Source organism: Clostridium sp., assembly GCF_050717635.1.
In the GTDB taxonomy this organism is placed as follows: Bacteria; Bacillota; Clostridia; order Clostridiales; family Clostridiaceae; genus Clostridium_AD.
Genome location: NZ_JBOITO010000003.1, coordinates 1 through 13136, shown reverse-complemented (window position 1 = coordinate 13136; position 13136 = coordinate 1). Strand labels below are relative to the sequence as shown.

Genomic DNA, 13136 nt, shown 5'->3' with positions numbered 1-13136 from the left:
ACTACCGAAATATATTTGAATATATTTCGATAGTTCTCTTCACTGGTTTTCTAATAAGAGGAAAAAGAGTTTATTCACTTTAATTTAGCGGCACATTTCGGGCAAATATTCCATTCAGGATCTACTGCACATCCACAAGAACCACAATTTTCTTTGAGCTTATACCCACAGAAAGGGCAAACCATAACAAGTACAATCCCTATGATTTTTTATAGTTAGATTTTATTATATATTATCATTACTCCAATTATTTAAGAATTTTTTCAAATCATCAAAGCTTGGACTTTTCGCATTCCTAACATAATATCCTGATGTTGCAACACCTAAAATCAAGGATTGTTCTGGACTTAGCTTAAGAATTTGCCCTAAGCAAAAACCTGCATTGAAATTGTCCCCAGCTCCTGTTGTTAGTATTGGATTCGCTGTATAAGGTCCATCAACATGATAATAGTTATCTCCAACTACTGCCGTTGCTTCTATTGTTGGATGTATAACAAGACAATGTATATTCAATTCTTTTGATATTTGCTCTGTTAATTCTTTTAATTTAACCTTATCATCATTATCAGACTTATATCCTTCTAGTCCTAAAACCTCAGCTATTTCAACAGCTTCTTTAAAATTAAGTCCAAGTATTACATTGAAATATATATTGAATTTTTGTATAAGCTGCAGTGCTTCAATAATATCTTCATTAGTTCTTTTCTCAGGATCCGCCAAATCAAAAAACATGAACCTTTTTCCTTTACTATTATCAATGTTGGGGAGAACTTCTTTTATTATGCCCCTCCATATACTACTCATATGCGGAAGCATAGTCCAGTTCTCAAGTCCAAAAAGGCTTGAATCATTTATAAGTTCTGTAAGCTTAGGTATGCCAATGATTTTTTTTATGTTTTCCCAGTTTACATCATTAAGGGAGTCAAGTTTACCAATCATTAATTTTCCATCATCAAATTCTAAAGCATCAGTAGTACCTGGATTGGCTATAGAATATACCGCACCTTTTTCTTGCATATGTTGAAATACATTATCTACTTGAGGATACCCAAGGGCTCCAATATAAGTTAGTCCCAGTCCAGAGGTTAATAATGCATTACTTAATATCGGGCCATTACCACCAAGTTTTTCCTGAAGTACTACCATTTCAAAATTAGTACTAAGTCCAGCGGCTTTTACTATCCTGTCTCCAAATTCTTTAATCGTTTTCATCCTATCAAACTCAGTTGCACTTTTTCTTTTTGCTACTACATGAACAATTTTATCAACAAAACCATCTAAGCCAATTAAAACTTTTTCATTATTAGGCTTCTTATTTTCTAAATCAATCAATAATTCATTAATTTTATTTTTAAATGTCATTATCATAAATGCCCCTCCCACTATATGTTATTTATCCTTTAATAATACAATATTAAACAGAACTTGTCCACTTTATTGCTATTTTTGTAATTTAGAAAAAAGACTTCACATTTAGTGCATTAAGAAGGAAGATAAGACTTCTTGTAATTGCAAGAAGTCTTATCCTGTATTAATAATACAGGATATTGAAGCAGAGGATATTTTTTTTGAAAGAAAATTACTAGAATATCTCAACTACAGTACCTACACTCACATAATTAAAAAGGTCCTCTACATCACTAGCATACATCCTCACACAGCCGTTTGATGCTGCTGTACCTATAGAAGCTGGGTTATTTGTACCGTGTATCCCGTAATGGGGTTTGGACAAACCCATCCATCTCGACCCAAAAGGCCCCCCGGGATCAACCTGTTTGTTTACCACTGTAAAAGTTCCCATAGGCGTAGGGGTTGTAGGTTTACCTACAGCAACGGGATATGCCTTGAAAAACCTTTTGTTTTGATATAGGGTAAGGTTTTTCGTTATAGTATTTATAGCAATGCTAAAAATAATTGGAGCATCAGGAACACATATAACTAGACCTTGATACAAATTTTCAGGAACTACAGTAGGATTTGCTTTTAATAAGCTCTGAAGAGATATATTAAATGACTTTGCAATTGAGCTAAAAGTTTCTCCTTTGCGAATAACATAGGAGTTAGACATTGGGCATACTGTTTGCTGCGATTTTTCCTGTGATATACAGATAACCTGCCCTATCCTTAAATTTTCAGGTACAATGCCTGGATTTACGAGTAAAATCGCTTCTATTGTAGTATTAAATCTATTGGCAACTCCAGCTAATGTATCTCCTTGTTTTATTTCGTAGGGAGAAGTCCCGATAGGACATATAGGAGCCTGTATTTGAGTTAATGGCAGCTGTTGTGGTATACAAACTACCTGCCCTATTCTTAAACTTTCGATGTTAATACCAGGGTTTAATGAAACAATAGCAGCGACTGTTGTATTAAATTTGCTTGCAATTTTATACAACGTATCACCACTTTGGACTACATAAGGTGATGCACTGGTAGGACATTGACGACTTGAATCTTCAAAATTAATAAAACTCACCTCGAAATTAAAGTATTAAATACAACCCATCACAGTATTTTTACAGTTGTAACTACAGGTGTAAGGTTAAAAAGTTCACTTATATCCTTGTTGGACAATACTATGCTACGCCCTTCTGAAACGTTTTTAATAAACTGTGGATTATTTGTACCTTGTATACCTAAACCGGGTTCAGAAAGTCCAATCCATCTTGCACCTCGTTCTACCCCAGGATCTACCTGCTTATTTACTACTTTGAAAGTACCTCTGGGAATTGGAGTTGTAGGATTTTCAAGCCCGATTATGTATATTTTGAACACATTACCGTTTCGATATACTACAAGCCTCCTTTTATCTACGTCAATTTCAATATTAACAAGAAGTGGTGCAACAGGTATACATAATACCTGATCTTCATACAAATCATCAGGGTCAATTCCATAGTTCGAGTATAGCAACTGCTGAGCTGTAATATTAAAGCCGTTAGCAATTGAATAGAGGGTATCTCCATCTACCACAACATAGTAATTAGTTGTGGGACAAGAAGGATACATTTGAAGCATTAAAGGAATACATATTAGTTGCCCTATCAGCAACGCATTTGAGTCTATACCAGGATTAAACTTCAGTATATCTTGTACAGTAGTATTGTAGAAGAATGCTATATTTCCCAAAGTATCCTTCTCTCTAACTATATAAGGTACTGATCCAGCGGGGCACTGGTTATTAGGATTTCGATAAGTCATAGTTATCACTCCCAAAAAAGAATATATTCCTATAATATTCTATGCCCATTAAACATGTTACAAGATTTGTATGCACTATTTTGTTTAAGATATTAATTTTATATTTGAAATAAAAATAAACAACCCCTTAATGAGGTTGTTTTTTTTTATTTAAACAATTTATTTAGATTCCTTTTCATCGTAGATAAAATCTTTTATAGTATCAAGCAATTTTTCCTTATCTAACCTTTCAATATTGTTTATTGCCTTAATGTGTTTTATCAATTTGTTCTTTATATTTTCGTCATTTTTATCAGTTTTTTCGTTAATATAAAATTCCTCACCATTTTCAACAATTCTAGAACTATAGCCATTAGAATCCAATAATTCTTGAAAACTCTCCTGTGCTTCTTTATCTCCATGAACTAGAAGAATTTCCTTTGGTTTTTCCATAAAGCTTTCTATCCAATTGAATAACCCCTTTCTATCAGCGTGTCCTGACAGTCCCTCTAGGTTATAAATATGAGCTTTAATAGCAATGGGTTCTCCAAATATTTTAACTGTTTTTGCACCATCTCGTATATATCGCCCCAAGGTTCCTTCTGCTTGATATCCTACAAAAACAATGGATGATTCTGGTCTCCACAAATTGTGCTTAAGATGATGCTTTATTCTACCTGCATCACACATACCACTTGCAGAAATAATTATTGCATTGCTCTCAATTTTATTTAATTCCATTGAATCATTTGAGGAAACTGAAAAACTCAAGCCTTCAAATCTAAATGGATAATCCCCCCTCATTACAAATTCTTTAGCCTCTTTATCATAATTCTCATTATGGCTTTCAAATATCTTTGTTGCCTCTATAGCTAGTGGACTATCTATATAAACTTTAATATCCTTCAAATCTTCATTTTCTACATATTTATTTAATTCGTATAAGATTTCCTGAGTCCTCCCAACTGCAAATGAAGGTATAATAACATTCCCCCCTCTTGCAAAGGTTTCCTTAATTATTTTTAACAACTCCTTCAAATTTTCGCGAATCTCAGGATGAACTCTATTACCGTAAGTAGTCTCTATTATGAGGTAATCTGTATAATTAATAATGGTTGGATCTTTTATAATTGCCTTATTAATATTGCCCAAATCACCACTGTACACAAGTTTTACTTCTTCTTGATTTTCTTCGGACATATATAATTCAATAATAGCAGACCCCAAAAGATGCCCCGCATCTCTAAATCTTATTTTTAACCCATCAAAAACCTCTATCATCTCATCATAGGGGAATGCTCTAAAAAGATCAAGGGATCGTTCAGCCCATTTAACTGTATATAATGGTTCCAAACTTTTTAATCCCTGACGTTTTCTTTTTCTGTTTTTCCACTCAACCTCAGATTCATGAATGTGTCCACTGTCAGGAAGCATAATACTGCATAAATCCATCGTTGCTTCGGTGGATAAAACCTCTCCCTTAAACCCCATTTTGTAGAGTAGTGGTATTCTTCCACTATGATCTATATGGGCATGTGATAAAAGAACATAATCTATATCTTTAGGATTAAAATCAAATTCCTCATTTCCAAATTCCTTTTCACCTTTTCCCTGATATAAGCCACAATCAAGCAAAACAGTCTTTCCGTTTATGTGTAAAATGTGACATGAACCTGTAACAGTTTTTGCTGCTCCATAGAATTGAATTTTCATAATAATCCCCCTCTTCATCATGCGAATAGATAATATACTAAATTTCGCCTAAAGCTTTCAAAATATTCAGATATTTCTTTCTATTATAACAGAAATATGATAATAAACATATATTGATTATTAGACTATCTATCCTTTATTTGCGGTTTTTTATATAAGGGTCATTCCATCTCTATAAAGCTGTACTACATCAGTATGCGTAGCTCTCATTTTAAGTATATATTCCTGTGACTTAATAGGGTTATTTTTAAGGATATTAATTGATTCTAAAAGAAAATCCGTACCTTCTTTAAGTTTAGAAACCATTGTGGTTATGATGTCATCTGGTGCTACTTCAAAAGTTTCCATAGAGAGTAAGGTTGATTTAGTATATTTTATAATCTTATCCATTGCAATAGAAAAAGAATAAATATCTGTCCTATCAAAAGGAGTAGTAAAAGCTTCTATGGTTATAAATAATATTTATATATAAATTAAAAAATCCTCTCGTAACTAAGAGGATTTGTTCGCTATATATTATTTATTAAATTCGCATACATATAAATCAACCCAATTAATATAAATATTACTGGAATAGCTAATACAGTAGCAAGTTTACTTACATCTTTTTTAATTGCAAAATATATTGTTGGAACAGCAATTGTAATCCATATAAGAATATCAATCAGATCATCAATAGTCTTAAACGCATTTATATTTACTTTGAATTCTAAATAAATAAGAATTCCTAGTGCAATATACATTAGCTTAAAGTATCTATCCTCTTTAGTATGACTCACTAAAACACATCCTCCTAAAACCAAGAAAAATGCTAATATAACTAGAGCGGCTTGAATCCCAGTACTAATATTAGTTCCCCCTCCCACATTAGTTCACTTAATTTGTTTTATCAATATTCCATTTGTCTTTCTTTAATAACACTAGATTTTAAATCTTCTAAAATCTTTTCGAATTTACTTGGTTCGATATTATATATGATACACATGCCATCAAAGTATAAGGAGTATGAAAAAGAATCTGGATTGGCATTAAATATAAATTTAAAATTAAATTCCGGTGCTTTTAAACTGGATAATTTAACGCCTTTCGAAATATCAAATACGATATCTATATAAACACCTGGACAACCACCTTGAATTTGAAATTTAAGTCCATCCGAATTAAAAACGCAGTTAAATATCTCAATATTAAAACTAAAATATGGATTTTTACTTGGATCATTACCCCTATCCTGTCTAATAAATATTCGTCCTTTTTCCCATAATATCTGTTTATTTAAAACTTTGAATTCATGTAATGTCATTTTTCTTTCAATACAGTTTGATACCATATTATATTCCACCTCGCATAAATCTATTTGTATAATATGTATATTTCTACAAATATAAAGAAATCCCTCTCTAAAATACCACACACCTTTCTTTTTTTTTATTTAGCCATGACTAAGCTAACTCTTATTTTACGAAAAAAAGAAAGAGCTATTTGCCCTTCCTAGCACGTTCTATAATAATATCTTTAGGTTTCTGTACCTATTATATGCTGCCATTATTTCTTGTTTCCTAGGTAGTGCTAAACTCCCGCTTCCACCTTTTACTCGTTCCATAGATATAAGCCCATTTTTCTCAATTTCACAAATTATATCATCCACCATGTTTTCAAAGTTTAAACCCCTATTCATGATACTCGCTTCCGCCCATTTCATAATAGAACCTATGGCATTTATTTGCTCAGTATCAACTATTTGTTCCACAGCCCTAAGGTTTATATCCTCTCTATTTATGCTAAGTGTATCGTGTCCTATTGCTTTGATTTTAACGCCTTTTTCTCCTGACTTAATAGTTCCAGCTTTAACTACTCTATTAAATGAAATATCTATTTTTAAATTTCTATCATTAATTCTTTTTATAATATGACCATGACTTAACTTTTTAGCCTTTATTGTCACATCCACAGCTTCATAATTATCCATTTGTATTACAGAATCTGCTATATCAAAAAAGTCTCCTGAACTTCCTACTACTATTATTGTTGAAATACCCTTTTGCTTATACAATGGTCTAACTATTTCAATAAACGGTGTAATTGGTTCCTTTTCCGTAGAAACTAATTTTTGCATTGTGTCATCTCTCATCATAAAATTAGTTGCCGAAGTATCTTCATCTATTAAAAACACCTTAACGCCACTTTCTATTCCCTCTATAATATTTGCTGCTTGTGATGTACTACCACTGGCATTCTCTGTATAGAATCCTACAGTGTCACCACCACTGGGTAAGTTATTTATAAATAGTGATATATCCGTTTTAGTTACGCACCTACTGTCCTCTGCCCTTACCTTTAAAGCTGATCCATCTGTTATAACAAATTCTCTACCATCACCTTCAATATGATTATAAACTCCAAGCTCTAAAGCTTTCAGAAGTGTAGATTTACCATGGAACCCTCCACCTACTATAAGAGTTATACCCGTTGATATACCCATTCCGCAAATTGTTCCATGAGTCTTTGTATTAAATTCTACTTCTAATTCCTTTGGTGAAACAAATACTTTACCACCTTTTAATGCCTTTGTAGATATACCACTTTCTCTGGGTAACATGGCTCCATTAGCTACAAATGCTATAAGTCCTCTATTCTTAAGCTCAGTTCTTATATATTCTTGATCTTCAAATAGTCTTACTCTGTTTAATAACTTTTCACAATTAATATTTATATATATTAGTGTATTCTCTACAATGTTTGGTATAACATTAAATAGAATTTTCTCCAGTTCTCTAGACAGAACACTTCTTCCTCTTGCAGGAAACCCAACATAAAATCTTGCCTCTATTTTATCCTCATCTATAATTATTGAAGTTCTATTTAAAATTTCCTGTGGGCATCTACTTATGGCAATGAGTCCACTTTTCCCAGATCCAAAAACTTTTGTGCTACACCTATTTATATTAGAATAAAACTCTCTTGTTAAGTAATCAGCTACTGCAATATTTTTATTTTTAGTATCAAAAAGTTCTTTTGGGAATTTAGAAATAGCTTGATTCACTATTACTCTAATTCTTGATGGTGATGCAAAGGGATCACCTTGAACATGATCTATGCTAAGTATATAATTTCCAAAATCATATTCCCCTGCTAAATCCTTATAAAGCCTATAACTTTTTCCATCAATTCTATCTAATTCTTTTTTTAATACATCTAAATTTTTCAACTGTTCATCCCCTAATATTGTGTATAATGTTTCTACAATTATCCATTTAATATTATCAGTGTTTCTTCTATACTAGAAGTTAACCCTGCTATTATTAGCCTATCTCCCTTTAATATTTCTGTATCTCCATCAGGAAGAAATTCAACTCCACCCCTAATTATTTCAAATATTCTAAAATCAGAAGGAAATCTTAATTCCTTTAAAGTTTTATTATAAATTGCAGGATTTAAAGGTATAATCTCCATAATAGATATTTTATTCTCTATATTATCCTCTATTTTATCTATATCCTCATATCTAAATATTTTGTCAAAACAAATAGGGAATAATATACATGATATTAAAACAATCAATACAAATGCTGAATAGTTTGAGGGCTTCATTATTCCTAGATTAAAGGCCATTTGTGCACCAACTATTAATACGCTTAGCTGTGATGATAGTATAACTCCACCAGCGATAGCTTTGTTATATCCAAACATAAAAGTCATAAATAGACTTGGTATTAATTTAACAATAAAAATCACAAATAAAAATACTGGAATATACAAAAGTGATTTAGGCTCTTCAAAAACACTTGAAAGATCCATGTTAACTCCAACCATTATAAAAAATATTGGAATTAGAAATCCATAACCTATGATATCTAGTTCATATTTTAATTCTTCCTTTTCTTTATCTAATATGAATGTAAAGATAATTCCTGCTAAAAATGAACCTAACACTACCTCTGTATCAATTTTTTGTGAAATTGTAACAAGTACTAACATTAATGCAAACGCTGCGCGAACACCAATATGTAATCTGCTAAAAGCACTTGCTGATAAATCTAATATATGTGAAAATCGTTTTATGATTTTATAAATTAAAAGAGATGCCAAAAATAAAATAAGAAATAAGAAACTTTTATAACTTAATCCATTAATCATAGTTGACGAAATTATACTTAAGGAAATTAGACATATAAATTCACTCAGTAATGCAAATATGAGTATGGTTTGGCCATAATTCGAGTTTAAAATCCCCCTTTCTTTTAGAAATGGTACAAGAAGCCCTGGTGCTGATGCTGTAAGTAAAATAGTTATAAAAGGTACATTTTTAATAATACCAAATTTATGCATAAGAGATGAAGCTATATATGACACTAAAAGTGAAATAACAAACATGAAAGTACACATTATAATTCTGCGAATAACTTTTTTCTTTTCAGATTTTACATTTATTTTATCAAAATCTAACTCTAAACCACTTAAAAACATCAAATATGCAAGTCCAAGATGAGATATGAAACTTATCCAAATATCATCGTGTACTATGTTTAAAAAACTTTTTCCAATTATGATTCCAACCAAAATTTCTCCTACAACAAAAGGAATCTTGAACCTTTTGATAGAATTAATAATTAGTGGTGTAATAAATGCAAAAATAGAAATGATTAATAGTGAATCATAATTTATATTCTCCATGTTATAAACCTCCTACGATAAAAGTTAAACGGCCTTATCCCAATAGAACAAAGGGTTTCAGCCGTTTAAGTCAATTTCACTATAATTCAAAATTAATTACTGTCCCCTATTGTTTTTGCCAACTAAACCTCCACCATTGCCTGATGATGAGCTCTGTGTTCCATATGTTGCTGCTCTCTTTGAATTTTTTTGAGAAGAAGATTTTGCATTTCTTTCTTCAATTATTTTTTTCATTTTTTCCATACTTTTGTTTATATCATTTTTCATATTTTTACCTTCTTTATTATTGATTTTTTATATTTCTTAAAACTCCTACATTCTAGATTAATATAGACAATGAATATTTGCAAGGTATATTTTTATTTTACTAATCTATTATACCCCAGAAACATTACTTTGAGTGGAAATTATTAATTATATTAGCTTTACTTTTTATGATACAATAAACGTTGCAAGGAATTATATTTCCTGACAACAAAGGAATGGCCTCTGGTCTAACCTTAGGCATAGGTAATACTTTAGGCTCTCTTGGGGTTGCTATTATTGGTCTAATCGCACAGTTTTCCACTCCAGTTTTAGCATTATATGTTACCACTGTAGCTCTGATTTTCAGCATTCCTTTTATATATAAGCTGAAAACCAATATATAAATAAAGATGAGTTTACTCATTAAATTTCTATTTTAGCTATAGAAGTTTTAACAGATACATTATTAATATTCCCAAGTTTTCCAGTCAAACTATTTATTTCATCAAGGCTACCAATTACAGTAATAGAAATCACAGTAATTCCCTCTTGAAATGGAACTCCCATTCTGCCTCTTATCATTCCCTTAAACTCAGAAACCACCATATTAAAATTTTGTTGGCAATCTTCTGGGTTTTCAAGTATTGCACTAATTACGGCAATTTTTTTCATACACACCCTCCCTAAATTTAAAAAACTTTCTTTGATTAAAAGAAAGTTTTTGCGTTTTTATATAAAATGTTATAAGGTTTCCTTATTTATAAATATTTTATCAATCCCTAGATATTATGTCAATACATTTGATATTTCACTTGTAAATATTCAGCACATTTGATACAATTTAATTGTTAAAAAAATATTTTGTTGGATTTTTTGAGAGTATTCTTAAATTATCTAAAACTCATAATTAAAAACCTTACATTGTAGAGCAATCTTATATGATAGGAATTTGTGCAAATCGTCCGTAGAACTTTTTTTTGTTTTACAAACACAAATCCTTCTTATTTATAAGAAGGAATTTTTTATTTTTAGGGGGAATTTATAATGAATATTAATGAAAAGACTTGGGTAGAAAATGTAGTTAAACAAAATGAAATCGATGATTACTTAATCGACGGTAAAGATTTTATTGATGAAGAGGAAATTGAGAAAAAACTAAAGGTAAATATCGATTATTCGAAAGATGATATTAGAAGAATCATAAATAAATCTTTAAATATTGAAAGATTGAGTTTTGATGAAACTGCAGCACTTTTGAATGTAACAGATGATTCTATTTTAGAAGAAATGTATTTAGCTGCTGCAGAAGTAAAAAGAAGAGTTTACGATAATAGAATTGTCTTCTTCGCTCCTCTTTATTGTGGAAATTTATGTGTAAACAACTGTGAATATTGTGGTTTTCGCACAGATAACAACGAAGAAGTCAGAAAAATTTTAACCATGGATGAAGTTAGAAAAGAAGCTGAGGCAGTAATTGATAAGGGCCACAAAAGAATGATTGTAGTATATGGCGAACACCCTAAAACTGATGCAAACTACATTGCAGAAACTATTAAAGAAATCTACAAAGTAGAAAAGAAATCTAAAAGTGGGAAAACAAATAGAATAAGAAGAATAAATATTAATGCTGCTCCTATGTGCATAAATGATTTAAAAAAGCTTCATGAAGTTGGTATAGGAACTTATCAAGTATTTCAAGAAACTTATCATAAAATGTCGTATAGTGAAGTTCATAAAAGTGGTCCTAAATCAAATTATAGATGGAGACTTTATGCACTTCATAGAGCAATGGATGCTGGAATTGATGATATTGCAATAGGTGCATTATTTGGTATTTATGATTGGAAATTTGAAGTTATGGGTCTTTTATATCATACTGCAGATTTAGAAAAAAGATTTGGAATCGGCCCACATACTATATCTTTCCCACGAATGACACCGGCAGCTGGATCAGATCTTAGCAGAAATTCAAAATATGCAGTAAATGATAAAGATTTCAAAAAGCTTGTAGCTGTTTTAAGACTTTCTGTACCTTACACTGGTTTAATAATTACTGCTAGAGAAGATGCTGAAATTAAAAAAGAAGTAATACAAATAGGTTGTACCCAAACAGATGCTTCAACAAAAATTGGAATTGGTGAATATAGTGCAGATACTAAAGAAGAATTGGAAAGAAAACAACAATTTACAATAGGAGATCCTAGAAACCTTGATGATGTTATTCGAGAATTAGCTGAGTTGGGTATAATTAGTTCATTCTGCACATCTGGATATAGATGTGGTAGAACTGGCGAAAAGATAATGACACTTCTTAAAAAAACTGACGAAGGCAAGTTTTGCAAACTAAACGCTGTTCTTACTTTTAAAGAGTATTTGGATGATTATGCAAGTGAAGAAACTAAAATAATAGGTGAAAAACTTATATTAAAAGAATTGGAAGAAATAAGTACTATGGACTTTTACAAAAAACATAATTTAACTAAAATAATGGCAGATTACTACGAAAGAATTACAAAAGGTGAAAGGGATTTATTTATATAAAGAATATTTCAAACTTATTTTATAGAAATTAAGGAGAATATATATGATTAATAATTATAAAAATCTCACTGATGAAATTCATATAAAATTCAATGTAAAGCGGTAAAGTATAATAATGCAATTATTTTAAGGTATTAACTGTAACTGGTGGGGATCTTAAACTAGGTATTTTAGCTTGGGTTATTGGCGGTATTATTATGATTTCTTGTGCCTATACTTTTGCTGTAATTGCAACTAAATACGGATGTACCCGTGGTATTTATTCACTAGCAGCAAGAGGTTTTGGACCAAATCCAAAAATATTTAAACAAATAGATAGTGAAACTAATATGCCAACCAATTCATCTATACTAGGACTACTTCTTTGTGGTATATGGTTATGATACTTCTATGGTGCTAACTTAAACCCATTGTTTGGATTCTTTTGTTTTGATTCCTCAGAGTTACCTATTGTTACTATTTATGCATTATATATTCCTATTTTTATTATGATAATGAAAAAAGAAAAGAATTTTAGCATATTTAAAAGATTCATGATGCCTACTATTTCATTAGTAGGATGCGTATTCATGATAACTGCTGCTTGTTTTTCTTACTGAGGTTGTGCAATAATTCATATATTTTACAATTATACCCAAGTGCCAGGCACCTTACATAATCGAGTAGGAGGCTAATCATTATTTGATTAGCCGACCTCTCACACCACCATGCATACCGTTCGGTACACGGCGGTTCCATAAGAACTAACAAGTTCTAAGATAATATTTCGTTATACTGATTAG

The 13136-nt window shown here is 30.9% G+C and carries 14 protein-coding genes; 2 read left to right on the top strand and 12 right to left on the bottom strand.

Annotated features, from left to right (window positions below):
* Window positions 1-225: 225 nt before the first annotated feature.
* The 12 genes from ACREWB_RS01630 to ACREWB_RS01575 all read right to left on the bottom strand — a co-directional run bounded on the left by ACREWB_RS01630 (window position 226) and on the right by ACREWB_RS01575 (window position 10485).
* Window positions 226-1368, bottom strand: coding sequence for a PfkB family carbohydrate kinase (locus ACREWB_RS01630; protein WP_431545738.1), 1143 nt, complete (start codon window positions 1366-1368; stop codon window positions 226-228).
* 214 nt (window positions 1369-1582) lie between these two features.
* On the bottom strand, window positions 1583-1954 hold the full coding sequence (locus ACREWB_RS21795; protein ID WP_503417240.1) for a L,D-transpeptidase: 372 nt from the start codon (window positions 1952-1954) through the stop codon (window positions 1583-1585).
* 551 nt (window positions 1955-2505) lie between these two features.
* A complete protein-coding gene (locus tag ACREWB_RS01620; RefSeq protein WP_431545736.1) occupies window positions 2506-3201 on the bottom strand; it encodes a LysM peptidoglycan-binding domain-containing protein in 696 nt (231 codons plus the stop codon).
* A gap of 159 nt (window positions 3202-3360) precedes the next feature.
* Window positions 3361-4893, bottom strand: a complete 1533-nt coding sequence (locus tag ACREWB_RS01615; protein ID WP_431545735.1) for an MBL fold metallo-hydrolase RNA specificity domain-containing protein — start codon at window positions 4891-4893, stop codon at window positions 3361-3363.
* Window positions 4894-5043: 150 nt separating this feature from the next.
* Window positions 5044-5283: a hypothetical protein gene (locus ACREWB_RS01610; protein ID WP_431545734.1), complete on the bottom strand. Its 240-nt coding sequence runs from the start codon at window positions 5281-5283 to the stop codon at window positions 5044-5046.
* A 119-nt stretch (window positions 5284-5402) separates the two neighbouring features.
* On the bottom strand, window positions 5403-5672 hold the full coding sequence (locus ACREWB_RS01605) for a hypothetical protein (protein ID WP_431545733.1): 270 nt from the start codon (window positions 5670-5672) through the stop codon (window positions 5403-5405).
* Between the two features lie 110 nt (window positions 5673-5782).
* The gene (locus ACREWB_RS01600) at window positions 5783-6223 is read right to left on the bottom strand and encodes a hypothetical protein (RefSeq protein WP_431545732.1); all 441 of its coding nucleotides are present in this window, start codon (window positions 6221-6223) and stop codon (window positions 5783-5785) included.
* Between the two features lie 171 nt (window positions 6224-6394).
* Window positions 6395-8101, bottom strand: coding sequence for an ABC-ATPase domain-containing protein (locus tag ACREWB_RS01595; RefSeq protein ID WP_431545731.1), 1707 nt, complete (start codon window positions 8099-8101; stop codon window positions 6395-6397).
* Window positions 8102-8139: 38 nt separating this feature from the next.
* A complete protein-coding gene (locus tag ACREWB_RS01590; RefSeq protein WP_431545730.1) occupies window positions 8140-9567 on the bottom strand; it encodes a cation:proton antiporter in 1428 nt (475 codons plus the stop codon).
* 96 nt (window positions 9568-9663) lie between these two features.
* Window positions 9664-9834, bottom strand: a complete 171-nt coding sequence (locus ACREWB_RS01585) for a hypothetical protein (protein WP_291639918.1) — start codon at window positions 9832-9834, stop codon at window positions 9664-9666.
* Window positions 9835-9958: 124 nt separating this feature from the next.
* Entirely contained in the window at window positions 9959-10183 is a 225-nt protein-coding gene (locus ACREWB_RS01580) for a hypothetical protein (protein ID WP_431545729.1), read from the bottom strand.
* Between the two features lie 53 nt (window positions 10184-10236).
* Window positions 10237-10485: a TM1266 family iron-only hydrogenase system putative regulator gene (locus ACREWB_RS01575; RefSeq protein WP_431545728.1), complete on the bottom strand. Its 249-nt coding sequence runs from the start codon at window positions 10483-10485 to the stop codon at window positions 10237-10239.
* A 372-nt stretch (window positions 10486-10857) separates the two neighbouring features.
* Between ACREWB_RS01575 and hydG the strand changes: the two genes are divergently transcribed.
* Both hydG and ACREWB_RS01565 read left to right on the top strand, forming a co-directional pair.
* Entirely contained in the window at window positions 10858-12354 is a 1497-nt protein-coding gene (gene hydG / locus ACREWB_RS01570; protein WP_431545727.1) for a [FeFe] hydrogenase H-cluster radical SAM maturase HydG, read from the top strand.
* 197 nt (window positions 12355-12551) lie between these two features.
* Complete coding sequence (locus ACREWB_RS01565; RefSeq protein ID WP_431545726.1) at window positions 12552-12737, top strand: hypothetical protein; 186 nt, start codon at window positions 12552-12554, stop codon at window positions 12735-12737.
* Window positions 12738-13136 lie beyond the last annotated feature (399 nt).